Source organism: Qipengyuania intermedia (genome assembly GCF_019711615.1).
GTDB lineage: Bacteria > Pseudomonadota > Alphaproteobacteria > Sphingomonadales > Sphingomonadaceae > Qipengyuania > Qipengyuania intermedia.
Window position 1 is genome coordinate 913,362 of the sequence record NZ_JAIGNS010000001.1, and the last position, 17,148, is coordinate 930,509.

At 63.0% G+C, this 17,148-nt stretch carries 15 protein-coding genes; 4 read left to right on the plus strand and 11 right to left on the minus strand.

Translation table 11 applies throughout. The annotated features are described in order from the left end of the window. Window positions 1–11: 11 nt before the first annotated feature. The 3 genes from K3179_RS04500 to K3179_RS04510 are packed head-to-tail and all read left to right on the plus strand — an operon-like array spanning window position 12 to window position 2,972. Window positions 12–413: a hypothetical protein gene (locus tag K3179_RS04500; RefSeq protein WP_247712797.1), complete on the plus strand. Its 402-nt coding sequence runs from the start codon at window positions 12–14 to the stop codon at window positions 411–413. Window positions 414–422: 9 nt separating this feature from the next. Then, window positions 423–1,361 carry a sterol desaturase family protein gene (locus tag K3179_RS04505; RefSeq protein WP_221562657.1) on the plus strand — a complete coding sequence of 313 codons (939 nt, stop codon included), beginning with the start codon at window positions 423–425 and terminating at the stop codon, window positions 1,359–1,361. A 24-nt stretch (window positions 1,362–1,385) separates the two neighbouring features. Then, on the plus strand, window positions 1,386–2,972 hold the full coding sequence (locus K3179_RS04510) for a GMC family oxidoreductase (protein ID WP_221562658.1): 1,587 nt from the start codon (window positions 1,386–1,388) through the stop codon (window positions 2,970–2,972). Here K3179_RS04510 and K3179_RS04515 read toward each other — a convergent pair. The 8 genes from K3179_RS04515 to K3179_RS04550 all read right to left on the minus strand — a co-directional run bounded on the left by K3179_RS04515 (window position 2,969) and on the right by K3179_RS04550 (window position 12,141). Further along, entirely contained in the window at window positions 2,969–3,505 is a 537-nt protein-coding gene (locus tag K3179_RS04515) for a GNAT family N-acetyltransferase (protein WP_425594730.1), read from the minus strand. The two genes, K3179_RS04510 and K3179_RS04515, sit on opposite strands and share 4 nt — an antisense overlap. Window positions 3,506–3,570: 65 nt before the next feature. Further along, window positions 3,571–6,255, minus strand: a complete 2,685-nt coding sequence (locus K3179_RS04520; protein ID WP_221562659.1) for a TonB-dependent receptor plug domain-containing protein — start codon at window positions 6,253–6,255, stop codon at window positions 3,571–3,573. Between the two features lie 329 nt (window positions 6,256–6,584). After that, a complete protein-coding gene (locus K3179_RS04525) occupies window positions 6,585–7,925 on the minus strand; it encodes an ammonium transporter (protein ID WP_221562660.1) in 1,341 nt (446 codons plus the stop codon). Window positions 7,926–7,942: 17 nt separating this feature from the next. Further along, entirely contained in the window at window positions 7,943–8,281 is a 339-nt protein-coding gene (locus K3179_RS04530) for a P-II family nitrogen regulator (protein ID WP_100261446.1), read from the minus strand. A gap of 142 nt (window positions 8,282–8,423) precedes the next feature. After that, window positions 8,424–9,125: an endonuclease/exonuclease/phosphatase family protein gene (locus K3179_RS04535; protein ID WP_221562661.1), complete on the minus strand. Its 702-nt coding sequence runs from the start codon at window positions 9,123–9,125 to the stop codon at window positions 8,424–8,426. 7 nt (window positions 9,126–9,132) lie between these two features. Then, entirely contained in the window at window positions 9,133–9,690 is a 558-nt protein-coding gene (locus K3179_RS04540) for a pyridoxamine 5'-phosphate oxidase family protein (RefSeq protein WP_221562662.1), read from the minus strand. Next, window positions 9,690–10,559, minus strand: a complete 870-nt coding sequence (locus K3179_RS04545; protein WP_221562663.1) for an alpha/beta fold hydrolase — start codon at window positions 10,557–10,559, stop codon at window positions 9,690–9,692. The genes K3179_RS04540 and K3179_RS04545 overlap by 1 nt, the downstream gene beginning before the upstream one ends. A gap of 37 nt (window positions 10,560–10,596) precedes the next feature. Next, window positions 10,597–12,141: a peptide chain release factor 3 gene (locus K3179_RS04550; RefSeq protein ID WP_221562664.1), complete on the minus strand. Its 1,545-nt coding sequence runs from the start codon at window positions 12,139–12,141 to the stop codon at window positions 10,597–10,599. A 144-nt stretch (window positions 12,142–12,285) separates the two neighbouring features. Between K3179_RS04550 and K3179_RS04555 the strand changes: the two genes are divergently transcribed. After that, window positions 12,286–12,876: a hypothetical protein gene (locus K3179_RS04555; protein ID WP_221562665.1), complete on the plus strand. Its 591-nt coding sequence runs from the start codon at window positions 12,286–12,288 to the stop codon at window positions 12,874–12,876. A 9-nt stretch (window positions 12,877–12,885) separates the two neighbouring features. Here the strand turns inward: K3179_RS04555 and K3179_RS04560 are convergent, their stop codons facing one another. From K3179_RS04560 to pheS, 3 genes are read right to left on the minus strand one after another with little or no spacing between them, the layout of a single operon-like run. Continuing rightward, complete coding sequence (locus K3179_RS04560; RefSeq protein WP_221562666.1) at window positions 12,886–13,638, minus strand: SDR family NAD(P)-dependent oxidoreductase; 753 nt, start codon at window positions 13,636–13,638, stop codon at window positions 12,886–12,888. Beyond that, window positions 13,635–16,028, minus strand: coding sequence for a phenylalanine--tRNA ligase subunit beta (gene pheT, locus K3179_RS04565; RefSeq protein ID WP_221562667.1), 2,394 nt, complete (start codon window positions 16,026–16,028; stop codon window positions 13,635–13,637). The genes K3179_RS04560 and pheT overlap by 4 nt, the downstream gene beginning before the upstream one ends. Beyond that, window positions 16,025–17,125 carry a phenylalanine--tRNA ligase subunit alpha gene (gene pheS, locus K3179_RS04570; protein WP_221562668.1) on the minus strand — a complete coding sequence of 367 codons (1,101 nt, stop codon included), beginning with the start codon at window positions 17,123–17,125 and terminating at the stop codon, window positions 16,025–16,027. Before pheS ends, pheT begins: the two co-directional genes overlap by 4 nt. Window positions 17,126–17,148: the final 23 nt, after the last annotated feature.

Here is a 17,148-nt window from a genome sequence, read left to right on the forward strand (position 1 = left end):
TCGGTATCGCCATGGACATCCCTCCCGCTATTCTCCAGTTTCTCGGATCGCTGGTCGCCATCCTTGCGCTGGCAGGCCTGGCCTTCGCCTTGCGACTAGGGCCTGCTCCGCGCCTCAAGGACGAGCAAGCGGCTCGCACGGCCGCAGACGAAGCGGTCAGCGGGTTCGATCCGGTGGAAATCGCGCTCGATCGGGACGGCACCGGCGCGCTCATGCGCGATAAGGCAGGACGTATCCTGTTGCTCCGGCAGCACGGGAGCCATTTTGCGGGACGCATGCTGACAGGCGCTGCGGTAGTCACCCGCGACGGCGATGCCCTGCTGATCGACACGGCGGAGAAACGGTATGGTGCGGCGCGCCTTGAGATCCCTGATCCTTCAGCTTGGATGCAGGCGATCGAGGCGATACAGTAGCGCAGAGCCATGCCCGATTTTTCGCCCACCGAACTAGCCGTTCCAGGCTTTGTCGCCCTCGTCCTGATCGAGATGGTCTGGGCCTGGCGCAAGCGACCGGAAAGCTACGAACCGAAGGATACGCTCACCAGCCTTGCCTTCGGCCTTGGCAGCACGGTCGCCGGACTGCTTTTCGGCGGCCTGTTTTTCGCGCTGTTCCTGTGGGTCTGGCAGTTCCGCCTGTTCGATATCGAGTGGAGCTGGTGGGCCTTTGCGCTTTGCTTCGTGCTCGACGACCTCAAATATTACTGGGTCCATCGCTTCGGCCACCGGGTGCGGTGGTTCTGGGCGAGCCATGTGAACCATCATTCGAGCCAGCATTACAACCTGTCCACTGCGCTCCGCCAGACATGGACCGGATTCCTGACGCTTGGCTTCGCCTTCGCGCTGCCGCTGGTCCTGATCGGTTTCCATTCCGGGATGATCGCGCTCGCGGGCGGGTTCAACCTGATCTACCAGTTCTGGATCCATACCGAAGCGATCGACAAGATGCCCCGCTGGTTCGAAGCGGTGATGAATACGCCCAGCCATCACCGCGTGCACCATGCCACCAACCCGCGCTACCTCGACCGCAACTATGCCGGTGTGTTCATCGTCTGGGACAAGATGTTCGGGACCTTCGAGCCGGAAGTGAAGGACGAGAAAATCCGCTACGGGATCGTCAAGCAGCTCGGCAGCTTCAACCTGCTGTGGGCGGTCTTCCACGAATGGATCGGCATAGCGCAGGACATGTGGCGCGCGCCTTGGGGCAGCAAGCTCGGCTACCTGCTGCGCGAGCCCGGCTGGACCCATGACGGCAGCCGCGAGACCAGCGACCAGATCCGCGCCGCCTGGCTAGCGCGGCAGGGGACGGTCCCCAAACAGGTTTCAAGTGAAAACCCGATTGCAGGCGACGCCGAGGCTGCCTAACCTCTCGAATCGAGAGGAGTAATCATGGATGAATTCGACGTAGTCGTTGTCGGTGGCGGCAGCGGGGGCAGTGCAGTTGCAGGGCGGCTGGCGGAAGCAGGCAAGCGCGTCTGCCTGCTGGAGGCAGGTCCGCGCAATAACGGCATGCTGGTGCGCACACCGGGCTTCATGCCCTTCCTGCGCAATGCGTCGAACTATCGCTATGACACGGTTCCGCAAAAGGGCCTAAACGGACGTATCGGATACCAACCGCGCGGGCGTGGCCTTGGCGGATCGTCAGCCATCAACGCCATGGTCTACATCCGCGGCAATTCCTTCGATTACGACCAGTGGGAAAGCCTCGGCTGCACCGGCTGGTCCTATGACGACGTGCTGCCCTATTTCAAACGGGCCGAACACAATGTGCGCGGCGAGGACGAATTCCACGGCGATGATGGGCCTCTGTGGGTGAGCGACCAGAAATGGCCGAACCCGGGCAGCCTCGCCTTCGTCGAAGCTGCTGCGCAATTGCAGCTGCCTCGTAACGGCGATTTCAACGGCGCAAAACAGGAAGGCTTCGGCCTGTACCAAGTTACCCAGAAGGATGGCGAACGCTGGTCCGCCGCACGCGCCTATGTCGAACCCAAGCGGGGATCGAAGAACCTCGACGTCAGGATCGGGGTAACGGTGCAAAAGCTGGAGATCGCGGACGGCCGCGTGACCGGCGTGACCTATTCGGCCGGCACGCGCCGCCGCACCGTCACCGCAAAGGGAGGCGTGGTCCTTTGCGCCGGTGCTTTCAATTCCCCGCAGGTACTCATGCTTTCCGGCATCGGCCCGGCCGAGCATCTGAAGGAACACGGCATCGATGTCATGATCGACAAGCCGGCCGTCGGGTCGGACCTCCAGGATCACATCGACTACGTTTCCAGCTGGGAAACCGAGAGCAAGGAGTTCATCGGCAGCAGCCTTGCCGGCACCGCCCGGATGGCGAAAGCCATCATCGAGCACCGCCGCAAGCGCACCGGGATCATGACCACGCCCTATGCCGAGGCAGGTGGCTTCTGGAAGGTCATGGACGATGCCCCCGCCCCCGATATCCAGTGGCACTTCGTGCCCGCAATGTTGGAAGATCATGGCCGGGAGAACGTGAAGGGCCACGGCTTCTCCCTGCACGCCTGTGTGCTGCGCCCGGAAAGCCGGGGGACGGTTCGGCTCGCCAGCCGCGAGGCGAGCGATGCGCCGGTGATCGACCCGAACTTCCTCGACGACGACCGCGACATCGCTGTCCTGCGCAAAGGCGTTCGCCTCTCGCATCGCATCGCCGCCTCGCCGAGCCTTGCAAAGTTCGATCCGCAGGACCGCTATCCCATCGATCTCGACGACGACAACCAGCTTGACGAGCTGATCCGCAACCGCGCCGATACCGTTTATCACCCCGTCGGAACCTGCCGGATGGGACCGGACGATAGCGATGTCGTCGATCCCACGCTCAAGGCGCGCGGTGTCGACGGTCTGTGGATCGCGGATGCATCGATCATGCCGCGCCTCGTCAGCGGCAATACCAACGCGCCGAGCATCATGATCGGCGAACGGTGTGCCGACTTCGTGAAGGCGGAACTGGGCGCCTAGCGCGCGAGCCGCTTGGCCATGGTCGCAAGGGGGACGGGTACCGTACCGTTGGTGTCCTCCCACTCGCTTTCCACCACATAGCCACAGCGCTCGTAGAACGGCTTGCCGGCCATGGTGGCCGCCATCTCGATTTCGGCGAAGCCTTCTTTCGCAGCAGCGGCTTCGGCTGTCTCCAGGATGAGACGACCGATTCCTTTCTTCGTGTGATCGGGGTGGGTGTACATCGCCCTGATCCGTGCCCGTTCGCTCGCAGTGTCAAGCAGGCGCGGGTCGCGGCCAGCCGAATGGTTGCCGCCATACAACGTCGCCCGGCGCGACCATCCTCCACACCCCACCACTACGCCGGCCTCGACGACGCAGAAATAGGTCCCGTCTTCGATCAGCAGCCGGTCCAGACCCATCCCCGCTTTGGACGCTTCGATCTGCTCGGCCGTCAGGTAGCCGACCTGCAACCGCTCGATCGCGAGATCCATGAGGACGCGGATATCGTCTTCATCTTGTTCGGTAGCGAGCCTGATTTCGACCATCATCATCTCCGCAACGAGAAAGGGGCGACCCGCAAGGCCGCCCCTCTTCGTTCATTATGCCTGCCCGTGGATTACCACTGGAAGCGGGCGCGCAGATAGTAGCTGCCGCCGTTGAAGCCGAAGGGCGAACGTTCGCCGTACTTCGCACCGACGATGCCCGAATAGGGGTTTAGCGTCGGATAGTTGTCGAACATGTTCTGCGCACCGACTGCCAGTTCGAGGCCGTCGATCACTTCGTAACCAAGCTCCGCATCAAAGGTCAGCTCTGCCGATGCGTCGATCGGAAGGGTCGAATCCTCGAGGTGGGCTTCATAGTAGCTGCCGAAGTAGTTGGCGCGCAGGAGACCGCGGAAACGGCCCTGTTCGTGCGTGATGTTGAGGAAGCCCTTCCATTTCGGCAGGCCCTCTTCAAGCTGGCGAACGCGGGTGGCCGAAATGGTCTGGCCTACGTCGGTCACCTCGGTTTCGGTGTAGTTGATCGCCAGCGTCGCGCGAGTGGTGCCGCCTTCGATCGGGTAGAGCCTTGCGTTCGCCACGAAGTCGAGACCCTGCGTGCGCGTATCGAAATCGTTGTTAAAGAAGGTGAAGGCCACCAGATCTTCGAACCCGGTGAAGTCGTTGCGATCGATCACCCCTGCCGCGTCGAGCTGCGTGAGCAATTCGGCCGGGGACGGCGTGAAGGTTGCCGTGCAATTGTTGGCCACGTTCTCGCGATCGGCCAAATAGCAGAGCGCTGCCGGGAAATCGATCGTCGAGGAGCGCGAGATGCGGTCCTTCAGCTTGATGTTGAAATAGTCGAGCGTGACCGAGAAATCGCCCATGTCACCCGCAATACCGAGCGTGAAGCTGTCGGCCTTTTCGGGCCCGAGGGTCGGACGATCGAGACCGAGGCCGCCATTGGCAACCGTGTCCGCGATATAATCCGAAGCGATCAGGCCGGCGGGGCTGAACAGCGGGAACGTGCCTTCGTCCTGCAGCTCGCCATTGGAGAACTGCGTGGTGACGTTGATCACGTTCGCCTGGCCCGCGGTCGGCACGTGGAAGCCGGTCGAATAGGTGCCGCGAAGGCGCCATGCATCCGACAGCTTGAACAGGCCGCCCAGCTTCCAGGTGACGGTGTCGCCGAAGCTCTTGGTGTCTTCGTAACGGACCGCGCCCTGCAGCGTCAGGGCGTCGATCAGGTCGGCTTCGATATCGATGTAAGCCGCCTTATTGTCTTCCTTGCTGGTGCCGGCCGAATTGGTGGCAAAGCCCGGGAAGCCGTTCGAGCTGGTCGAGAAGCCTTGTCCGGTCGGATAGGCTGCGCTCGGCTGGGCGAGCGGGCCGAGTTCGAAGGAGGCCGGATCGCCTGCGGTGATGCCGAATTCCTCGTCGCGATATTCGGCACCGGCAGCGATATAGACGCTGCCTTCACCCACTGCGAGATTGTATCCGAGGTCGAGGTTGACGACGTTCTCGGTCTGCGAATAGCCGCCTGGATTGAATTCGGTCGGCGTGTTCGGGCCAAGCGAAGCGTTGACCGTGTTGCGGATCGAGAAGCTAGATTTGTTGCGACCATGGCGGTAGCTGAGGTCGAAATCGAGCGCGTTGAACAGCTGGCCGCGGATACCGACGGCAGCCGAATAATCCTCGATGTCGCCGCCGAACCGCGGAGTGAAGCCGCCCGGGAACAGTTCGACGAAGGAGAAGCAGTTCGCGTCGGCACTGACCTGCGCCAGGATGGTCGGGTCGGGGATCAACCCGCCCTGGGTGAGCGGGATACCGGCCGGGCAATCGCCCGCCGTGTCTAGCGAAAGGTCGCCCACCAGCACGGAGGCGACGCCGCCGTCTTCTTCGGCAAGCGGTGCGCCGGTCGCCGGATCGACGAACGGACCGGCGTAAACGCCGCCACGATTGGTCGGGTTACGGAAGAAGAAGCCGCCGTCGACGTTGCGCTCGGCATAGTTGCCGAATGCGTAGAGTTCGATTGCAGGCGAAAGTTCGAGGCCGAAGTTGGCGAAGAACTTCATGTCGTCGTTGACGTTCGGCTGGCCCCAGATCTGGGCCGGGTCGGCAACTGCGGTATTGCCGGCGGCGATCAGCGCGGCAGCGTCGTCGCGCTGTACGGAGCGGACAGTCGCATCGGATTCGCCATATTCGGCCGACAGGTTGAGGAAACCTGCTGCCGTGACCGGAATGCCGACATTGGCAGCGATGGTGTATTTGTCGCCATCGCCTTCGTAGGTCTCGCCCCACTGCGCAGAAACAGTGCCGCCGTCGGGGCTGTCCTTGAGGATGAAGTTGAGAACGCCGGCAATGGCGTCCGAACCGTATTGCGAGGATGCGCCGTCGCGCAGCACTTCGAGCTGCTTGATCGCGATCGACGGGATGACGGAGATATCAGGGCCCTGCGAACCGTCGGAAATACCGCCGCCGAGAAAGGCGATGACTGCGGCGCGGTGCTGGCGCTTACCGTTGACCAGGACCAGCGTGTTGTCGGGCGAAAGGCCGCGCAAGTTGGCCGGGCGGACGAGGGTTGCCGCGTCGGAGATCGGCTGGGTGCCGACATTGAAGGAGGGCACGGAAACGCGAAGCACGTTGCCGATATCGCTATCGGCCTGGTTGTTGAGCTCGGCCGATGAAACGATGTCGACCGGCGCGACGGTGTCCGCCGCCGAACGGTCGGCCTGGCGGGTGCCGGTCACGATGATGGCACGGTCGGCCTGTTCGGCAGCGACCGCATCGGTTTCTATCCGGGTCTGGGAATCCTGTGCCATCGCAGGCGCGGAAGTGACAAGCGCTGCCGCTCCGCAAAGAAGCGCCGCACGCGTGGCAAGAATGCTATTCCGATTACTTGTCATTACTTTTTCCTCCCGGGAACAAAGTTGAATGATCGAATCTGACGCCGGGATTGCACTTGGCGCAATAGTATTTCGTGTGGGCAAGCATGAAGCGAACAGTAGTGTGACAGCTTTGCAACATAAAAAGAGGCCGGCCCCGTGAGGGAACCGGCCTGTTGAAGTCTTCTGTTCGCAGGAGGAACATGGGTGGGCGGGGCCGCCCGTGAGGAGAGAGGAGAGAGGAGGCGGCCCCGCCGAGTTGGTGATCAGTTGTAGGCGCGTTCTCCATGTTCGGAGATATCGAGACCTTCGACTTCGGCGTCTTCGGTGACCCGCAGTCCGATCAGAGCCTTGACGACAAGGCCGGCGATCAGGGTGCCGATACCGGCCCAGGCAATGGTGACGAGAACGCTGTAGGTCTGGATCCAGAGCTGCGCGCCGAGAGCGGTCGAACCGTCGCCGGGACCGCCGAGGAACGGCTGGTAGACGACTGCCGTACCGATAGCACCGACGATGCCGCCCACGCCGTGGATGCCGAATGCATCGAGGCTGTCGTCATAGCCGAACTTCATCTTCACCTTGGCGACGAAGATGTAACAGACGGCCGAGCTCAGGATGCCGAGCAGGATCGCGCCGAACGGCCCGCTGTTGCCTGCTGCCGGGGTGACGGCGACGAGGCCTGCAATAACGCCCGAGCAGAAGCCCAGCGCGCTGCCCTTGTGGCCCGCTGCCCGTTCGATGACCATCCAAGTCAACGCACCGGCTGCAGTGGCGACGAAGGTGTTGATCATCGCAAGACCGGCCGAACCGTCGGCTTCCAGAGCCGAACCTGCGTTGAAGCCGAACCAGCCCACCCACAGCAGGCCGGTGCCGACCATGGTCAGGGTAAGGCTGTGCGGCATCATCGGTTCCTGCGGCCAGCCACGGCGCTTGCCGAGGAGGTACGCAAGGACGAGGCCCGAGATACCGGCGTTGATGTGCACGACGGTGCCGCCAGCGAAGTCGAGCGCGCCATCGTCAAGTAGCAGGCCACCCGTGCCCCACACCATGTGAGCGATGGGAAAATAGACGATCGTAAGCCACAGGGGCACGAAGAGCATCACCGCATTGAACTTCATGCGCTCTGCCGTTGCGCCCAGGATCAGGGCAGCGGTGATGGCTGCGAATGTCATCTGGAAGCTGATGAAGACGTACTTGCTGATGACCTCGTCGGTGAACGTCGCGGCCGTGCTGCTCGCGTCGGTACCGGAAAGGAAATAGCTGCCACCGCTGATGAACTTTCCGAGAAGCCCTTCATAAGTGGTGTCGCCGAATGCGAGGCTGTAACCCCACATCACCCAGATCAGCATTGCGAGCGCGGCAGTGGCGCCGATCTGTGTCATGGTGGCGAGCATGTTCTTCGAGCGGGTCAGACCGCCATAGAACAGGGCGAGGCCCGGGAGGATCATCAGCATCACCAGGACGGTGGCGGTCATCATCCAGGCATTGTTGCCGGGGTTGGGCACGGCGGCTGCCGCTTCGGCGGCGTCCTGTGCGAAAGCTGCCGTGGCAGTGGTGAACGAGGCGGCGAGAACGGCGGCCCCGGTAAGAATCTTGCGCATGGTCATGGTGCTCTCCTTGCGGCTCACAGCGCGGTTTCGCCGGTTTCGCCGGTACGGATGCGGGTGGCGTCCGCGAGATCGAAGACGAAGATCTTGCCGTCGCCGATCGCTTCGGTGCTGGCGGTTTGCTGGATCGTCTCGATGACTTGCGGGGCAAGGCCGCTGGCCACTGCGATTTCCAGCTTCACCTTGGGAAGCATGTTGGTCGAATATTCGGCACCGCGATAAATCTCGGTCTGCCCCTTCTGGCGTCCGAAGCCCTTGACTTCGGACACGGTCATTCCGGCCACACCGATGCTCCCGAGCGCTTCGCGCACTTCGTCGAGCTTGAATGGCTTGATGACAGCGATGATGTATTTCACGCCTTCACCCCTCTGGCTGCGCACCGGCCAAGCACCGGCTTTCGCACCTGCAGCACGAAGCGTGCCAAACGCGCATCGGGAGTGTTTTCAGGTTAATTCGGGGGCGCACACGCCGAGCAATGCCCAATTATTAGGCTGCTGCCTATTTTTCCATCAGTTCTAGCTTCGCAACCACGGGCAGATGGTCAGAAGCTACCGCGGATAGCGCGGTGTGGTGCACATGGGCCGAATGGCAGGCCCAGTGGTGGCTGGCCACGATCCGGTCGAGCGAAGCTACCGGCTGGCGGCTCGGATAGCTTTTGCCCGGGGTGACGACGGTCCAGTCGCTGGCAAATTCGCGCATGGCCCCTGTCGCGCGGCCCCACTGGTTGAAATCGCCCATGATGACCGTCGGCAGTTGCCGCGTGGCGGAACTTACGTAATCCAGCAGCGAACGGATCTGGTCGCGGCGGCGCAGGCCGGACAGGTCGAGATGGGTGCCGATAACCCGCATCATCCGCCCTTCGATCATGAGATCGCCGCAGGCCGCCCCGCGAGGCTCCAGTGTGGGAAGGTCCAGCGCCTCGCCGCCATATACGTCCATTTCGCGCCTGACGAGGATCGCATTGCCGTGCCAGCCGATGCTGCGCGGTCGCTTCGCGACTTCGACCAGTCGCCAATGCGTGTCGTCGAGTTCGGCGCGCGGGATGGTCGTCGCCCGGTCGCCGATCCTGCGATCCACCTCTTGCAGCGCGATCACGTCGGCGTCGATTTCGTGAATGACCGAAAGGATGCGCTCGGGATCGCGCTTGCGGTCGAGCCCGACCGCCTTGTGGATGTTGTAGCTGGCGAAAGTAAGCTTCACGCGCGCGCTATTCGCCCCCGATATAGCGGTCGGTCGTGCGCACCGGAATGCCGTCGATACTTGTGTCGCGACCTTGCTTCTTCGTCAGCCATTCTTCCGGATCGGATTGCCTATGCGCCTTCTGCAGGGTCGCACGCTCGCCGCGGTATTCCATGAAAGGCACGCCCCAGCCGCAGCTCGTCTGGACACTTTCGACGGCAATATCGAAAATCTGCCGCGTCCCGGGCAGCAGGTCGAAATGTGCGGCCAGGTCTGCCCAACCCTCGTCCTGAGGCAGAACCGCGCGCCCGCTCCCGTAGATGCGCAGGATCAACGCCGGTCGGTCGAAATTGCAGAACATCAGCGTGATGCGCCCGTCACGCGAAAGGTGCGCATGGGTTTCGTTGCCCGATCCCGCAAGGTCGAGATAGGCGACTCGCGTCGGCCCGAGCACGCGAAAAGCGTCATAGCCCTTGGGGCTGAGATTGATGCGGGCATCTTCGGCGGCTGTGGCGACAAAGAAAACCGGCTGCTTGCCGATCATCTCGATATGCTTGTCATCCAGCGCGTCGAAGAATTCTGCCATTAGAGGAAGTCCCTGATCGTCTTCATGAACCGGTCGAACTGGTCGTGATGGAGCCAGTGTCCGGCATTTTCGAACTCGATCACCTTCGCATTGTCGAAATGATCGAGCCTGCCGTCGCCTTCGGGATTGGATGCCCAGCTGTCCGCGCCATAGAGCAGGAGGGTGGGCGCCGTGATCGCAGACCATGTCTGGTGCAGGAACTCATCGGCGATGTCCTCGACCGCCCAGACATTGAGATGCGGATCGAATTTCCAGCTGTAGGTCCCATCCTCGTTTCGGTTCACACCGTGGATGGTGAGGTGCCGCGCCTGTTCTTCCGTCAGGTAGCTGTTTTCCTCGATCATGCGCGCGAAAGCGGATTCGATGCTGTCGTACTTGCGCGGCATCCGACCCGATGCACCACGCTTCTTCTCGATCCATTCCTTCATGCGCACGGGATACGGGTCCTCGCGCATTTCGGCCTGACGCTTGGGGCTGGGACCGAGGCCCTCGATCGCGACGATCTTGGTTACCATCTCGGGGAATGTGCCCGCGTAGCGCAGCGAGACATTGCCGCCCATGGAATGGCTGACGATCGTGACCGGGCCGACGCCCAGCTGATGGACAAGCTGCGCAAGGTCATAGACCATGTCGTTGACGTGGTAATTGCCATCCGAGACCCAGTCGCTGTCGCCGTGGCCGCGGTGATCCATCGCCACGACATGCCAGTCGTCGCGCAATTCTTCGGCTACCCAGTCCCAGCTGCGCGCATGGTCGCGCCCGCCGTGAACCAGCACGAGCGGCGGCTTTCCGCGGTTGCCCCAATCGAGGTAATTGAGGCGCAGGCGCTGGGAAATGAAGATCTGGGAAGTCGGGCCGGTAAGCGTCATGGCGTTCCCATGCCGCGAAGCAGCGCCGCTCGCAAGCCTACCGCTCCTTCGTGGCCGAAAAGGTCAGGTCGGGATTCTTTTCCTGCTGGTAGGAAACGTCCCAAGGGCTCTTCGCCATGAAGACCAGGTCGCCGTCGCGGTCCCGGGCGAGGTTGGCGCGATTGTATTTCTCGAATTCGTCGAGCGCCTTCTCCTCGCCCTTGAGCCAGCGCGCCGTCGCGAAGGGTGATGCTTCGAGGCCCGCCTCCACCTTGTATTCGGCCGAGAGGCGGCTGATCAAGACTTCGAGCTGGAGCTGGCCGACCACGCCCACGATGTGCTGGGCGCCAAGTTCGGGATAGAAGACCTGGATCACGCCCTCTTCCGACAGATCGTCGAGCGCCTTGCGCAATTGCTTGGTCTTGGTCGGGTCCTTCAGCTGGACGCGGCGCAGGATTTCCGGCGCGAAATTCGGCAGGCCGGTGAAGCGGACGTCGTTCTTTTCCGACAGCGTATCGCCCACACGCAGCGTGCCGTGGTTTGGAATGCCGATTATGTCGCCCGGCTCGGCGATGTCGGCCACTTCGCGGTCTTGCGCGAAGAACAGAATGGGCGAGTGGATCGCGATCGGCTTGCCGAGGCCCGACGGGGTCAGCTTCATGCCGCGTTTGAAGGTGCCCGAAACCTGCCGCATGAAAGCAATGCGGTCGCGGTGATTGGGGTCCATGTTCGCCTGCACCTTGAAGATGAAGCCGGTGACCTCGTCGCGGGTCGGCTCGATCTGTTCGTCACCAGCCGGCTGGGGGCGCGGCGGGGGCGCGTACTTCGCGATCGCCTCGATCAGCTCGGTCACGCCGAAATTCTTGAGCGCCGACCCGAAATAGACCGGCGTGAGGTCGCCGTTGCGATAGGCCTCGAGATCGAATTCGGGATATCCGACCTGCGCCAGTTCGATGTCCTCGGCGAACAGTTCGGGCAGCTCGGGATTTGCGTCGCGCTTGCCCTTGAATTCCTTCGACGGACCTTCCGGGCGCGCAACCGCACCCGTTTCGAAATCGAGAATGCCCTCGAACTGGCCGCCCATGCCCACCGGATAGGCCTGCGGACTGACGTCGAGGGCCAGCATGTCGGCAATCTCGTCGAGCAGTTCGAACACCGGCCGGCCCTCGCGGTCGACCTTGTTGACGAAAGTTATGATCGGCACGCTGCGCAGGCGGCAGACCTCGAAGAGCTTGCGCGTCTGCGGCTCGATACCCTTGGCGGCGTCGATCACCATGATGGCGGAATCGACCGCAGTCAGCGTGCGATAGGTGTCTTCGGAGAAGTCTTCGTGCCCCGGCGTGTCGAGCAGGTTGAAGGTGATGCCGTCACGCTCGAACGTCATGACAGAGCTGGTCACCGAGATACCGCGCTGCTGTTCGATCTTCATCCAGTCAGAACGGGCGCGACGGGCAGCGCCGCGCGCCTTGACCTCACCGGCGAGGTGGATCGCGCCGCCGGTCAGCAGCAGCTTCTCGGTCAGCGTGGTCTTACCCGCGTCGGGATGCGAGATGATCGCGAAAGTGCGGCGGGACTGGGTCGTATCGGAATTCGCTTGCGCCATGCGCCGCGCGCTAGACCGACAGCGCCCCCGCGTCCACCGCTAAGGGTGTTGGACGGACCTTGTCGCCTTAAGCGAATGGAAACACTCGCTATTTAGGTTGAGGCCACGAATTGGGGGGGCACGATGTCTATAATACGCAGCATATTGTCTATATTTGGCGCGATCTTCTTGGCGTCTTGTGGCGATTCCGGCGAATATTACGAGAAAACGCCGCAGCAGGTCACGCAGGCTATCAAGAGTGCGCACCTTCCAACACACGTGCTCGGCAAGCAGATCAAGCGCAGCCGCGTCACCCAGCCCGCTCCCGATACCGTGGTCACGACCCTGCTGGGCGAAGGCGGGCGCGAAATGATGCACTTCGTCACCACCGTCACGCCCGATGGCACCGGCTCGCGCGTCGCCACCGAGATCGCGGTGCCGGAAGGCGTCAAAGAGCGGCTCGACGAAGCCGTGGCGAAGGACCCGATGGCGAATTACGCAATGAACCTGATGCAAGTCGTCGCACGCGAGCACGTGGTGGCGGCGATCGAGGGCCGCCCGTTCGACATGACGCTGGGCAACCCGAATGCGCAGGCCGCAATGGAAATGAACCCGGAAATGCGAGCCCAGTTCGAACAGGCGAACAAGGCCGCGTCGGATATGGCAAAATACGAGCAGCAGCTCGATTTCGAACAGAATTACGGCAGCGATTGGGGTGACAGCGGGGCTGGCACCGGCGACGGCTGGGGCAATTGAGTGTGGTCGTCAGCCCTCGCCCCGGGCCACCCGGAAGCCGCCGAAACTCTGGCTGACCGGCATCAATTCCAGCGTATTGATATTGAGGTGTGGCGGTAGCTCCGCGACCCATCGAACGGTCTCGGCAATATCGTCTGCAGTCATCGGATCCGCGCCGCCATAGAGCGTCTCGTGCGCTTCCTCGTTGCCGTCCGTGCGAACGAGCGTGAATTCGGTTTCCACCATGCCTGGCTCGATCGAGCAGACGCGCACGCCCGTGCCGTGCAGGTCGGCCCGCAGGCCGAGGCTGAACTGGCGCACGAAGGCCTTGGTCCCGCCATAGGCATTGCCGCCCGGATACGGGTAATTGGCCGCTACGCTTGAGATATTGATGATCGCGCCCTTGCGCTCGATCAGCGCAGGCAAGAGCTTGTGCGTGATCGAAGCCAGAGCCGTGACATTCGTCTCGATCATCGTCTTCCACTGGTCGAGATCGGCCTCTTGCGCAGGCGCCGTGCCGAGCGCGAGGCCCGCATTGTTCACCAGCAGGTCGAAGCTCGAAAACGCTTCCGGCAAGCCGTCCAGGGCCGCATCGCGCGCCGCCTCGTCGCGGACGTCGAAGCTGGCAGCATGGACCTTATCCGCACCGAGATCCGCGACCAGCGCATCCAGACGTTCCTTGCGCCGTCCCGTCGCTACACAGCGCCAGCCGCTCGCAACCAGTGCGCGAACCGTCGCCTCGCCGATGCCCGAAGTTGCGCCAGTGACGAGGGCAGTCTTCATCCGCGCAGCTCCGCACCCTGCTTGGCCGCATTTGCAACGATCTTGTCCGAGATCGCCTTGATCTCTTCGTCGGTGAAAGTCTTCTCGCCGGGGCGCAGCACGACTTCAACCGCAACCGACTTGTGGCCCTCGGGCACTCCCTGGCCGGCGAAGACATCGAAGACGCGAGCATCGACGATCCCTTTCTTGTCCGCCCCGCGCACTGCCTTGACGAGCTCGCCAGCAGGCAGCTCCGCCGGGACGAGGAATGCGAAGTCGCGGGTCACGTCCTGCAAGGCCGGTGGCGCATAGGTCGCGCGCGCAAATCCGCCGCCGCCCTTCTTCGCCGGGATCGCGTCGAGGAAGATTTCGACTGCCACGACCGGACCATCGATGTCGAAGGCCTTGAGCGTGTTGGGATGAAGCGCACCGAAACGGGCGAGCACATTCTTCGGGCCGAGACGCAAGGTGGCGGACTGGCCTGGGTGGAACTGCTCGCCAGCCTCGCCCATCACCATGAGGATGCCGACCGGGGCACCGGCCGCTTCGAGCAGCGCCATGGCTTCTGCCTTGGCGTCATAGGCATCGAACTTGGCGCCCTTACCATTGGACCAGCCGCGAGCGGTCTTCTCTCCGGAAAGCACGACGCCGAGCGTAGGCTTTTCATCACTCGCGCCGTTCTGGCCGCGGAAATAGCGTCGCCCGATTTCGAACAGGCGCGCGCCGTCGGACCCGCGATCGGCATTGCGCTTGGCTGCCGAAAGCAGCCCCGGAATAAGCGAGGGGCGCATGGCCTTCATGTCTTCGCTGATCGGGTTTTCCAGAACCCACAGCTGGGCACCGTCCGCGAAATGCTCCGCTTCGGCAGTCGGCAGGAAGGACCAGGTAATCGCTTCGTTGAGGCCACGCGCAGCCGCGGCACGGCGCAGCTTGCGCTCCGCTTGCTGGAGCGGGGTTGCCGTCGGCAATGCGACACCGGGACGGCGCGGAAGCGGGGTGCTTTCAACCTCGTCGATGCCGTGGATGCGGACCACTTCCTCGACGAGGTCAGCCGGGCCTTCGATATCGTGGCGGCGCGGCGGGCATGTGACCGTCCAGTCATCACCAACTTCGAAATCCAGCGAAGTCAGGATGGCGCGCTGCTCGTCCCGGGGGACTGCAAGGCCGCCGAGACGCTCTGTCAGGTCAGGGTCGAACTCGATCTTCAGAGCATCGGTCGGCGGAGTACCTGCGCGCACCACCTCGGTCGGCTCGCCACCGCAGGTCTTGGTGATCAGGCTGGTGAGGATGGCGAGGCCATCGTCGAGATATTCCGGATCGACACCGCGCTCGAAACGCGTGCGCGCGTCGGAGGCAAGGCCGAGCTTGCGCCCCGTCACGCCGATGCGCTCCGGATTGAAATAGGCGATTTCGAGCAGGACGTCGGTAGTGCCCTCCGTCGCGCCCGAATGCTCGCCGCCCATGATGCCGGCAATATCGTGCACGCCGTTGTCGTCGGCGATCACGGTCATCGTGTCGTCGAGCGTATAGGTCTTCTCGTTCAGCGCCTCGACCGTTTCGCCGTTCCTGGCGCGGCGGGCCACGACCGCGCCCGACAGCTTGGCGAGGTCATAGACGTGAGCCGGACGACCGAAGGCGAGCATCAAATAATTGGTCGCATCGACCAGTGCCGAGATCGGACGCTGGCCTGCCGCAATCAGGCGGCGCTGCATCCACTCGGGCGAAGGCTTGGTGTTGTCGACCCCGCGAATGACGCGGCCATAGAACGCCGGGCAACCTTCCGGATCGTCGGTGCGGATTTCGATCGGGCACGGGCCCGACGCCTCGATGGCGGAAGCCTCGACCGGCTTGAAGGTGCCGAGGCCAGCCGCCGCAAGATCACGCGCGATGCCTTCGACGCCCATGCAGTCGGGGCGGTTGGGCGTAATGGCCACATCGAAAATGGGCGATGCATCGTGATACTCGGCGAAGGTCTGGCCGACCGGCGCATCTTCGGGAAGCTCGATGATCCCGTCGTGCTCTTCGCCCAATTCGAGTTCGCGAACCGAACACATCATACCGTTCGAGTCGACGCCGCGGATCGCGCTCTTGCGCAGCTCCATGCCGTTTGCCGGGACCACCGCACCGGGCAGGCCGAGCACGCCCTTCATTCCGGCGCGCGCATTCGGCGCACCGCACACGACCTGCAGCGGATCGCCCTCACCCGTGTCGACGGTCAGCACCTGCAACTTGTCGGCATCGGGATGCTTGGCCGCGGTCAGCACCTTGGCGACACGAAACCCTTCCAGCTTTTCTGCCGGATCCTCGATCCCCTCGACCTCATGGCCGATACGATTGAGTGCAGCCGCAATGTCTGCGACGCTCGCGTCGGTTTCGAGGAAGTACTTCAGCCATTCGAGCGAGAACTTCATGCGCTTGCTCCCACGCCTGCGGAGAGGGTCGGCTGGTCGAAGGGCGAGAAACCATAATGGTCGAGCCAGCGCTGATCGCCGTCGAAGAAGGCGCGCAAATCATCCATCCCGTACTTGAGCATGGCGAGGCGGTCGACGCCGACGCCAAACGCGAAACCCTGCCATTCGTCCGGATCCAGCCCGGCAAATTCGATTACGCGGCGGTTGACCATGCCGCTGCCGAGAAGCTCCATCCAGCCGTGGCCCGGCGCATCGCCGTCCCCGCCGAGCACGCGGCGGCCATTCACGTCCTGCCAGCCAACATCGACCTCGACCGAAGGTTCGGTGAACGGGAAGTAGGATGGGCGCAGGCGCAGCACGATATCGTCGCGCTCGAAGAAAGCCTTGAGGAAGGTTTCCAGCGTCCACTTGAGGTGGCCGAGATTGATATCCTTGTCGATCACGAGGCCCTCGACCTGGTGGAACATCGGCGTGTGCGTCGCGTCGCTGTCGGAGCGATATACGCGGCCCGGCGCAATGATGCGGATCGGCGCGCCCTGCTTCACCATCGAGCGGATCTGCACCGGCGAGGTGTGCGTACGCAGCAGCATGCGGCGCCCCTCACTGTCCACGTCGGGGAAATAGAAGGTGTCGTGCATGGCGCGCGCAGGGTGCGTTTCAGCCATGTTGAGCGCGGTGAAGTTGTGCCAGTCGTCTTCGATTTCGGGACCGGTGGCGACCGAGAAACCGAGGTCGGCGAAGATCTCCGCCAACTCGTCCATCACCTGGCTGACGGGGTGGACACTTCCCTTCGGCGATTGCGGCTCGGGCAGGGTAAGGTCGAGCGTTTCGGACGCGAGCCGCCGTTCGAGTTCGGCGGAATCCAGCGCATCCTTCTTGGCGGCGATCGCATCGGCGACATCGCTGCGCAGGCCCTGGATCTTGGGCGCTTCGCTCTGGCGCTCTTCCGGGCTCATCTTGCCCAGCGTCTTCATCAGTCCGGAAATCGAACCCTGCTTGCCAAGCAGTTCGACCCGCAAGCTTTCCAGGGCGGCGGCATCCTGTGCTTCGTCGATACGCGTCAGCGCGCTCTCACGCATTGTAGCCAGATCGGTCATCTATTCCTCGGGAATCCTGTAGG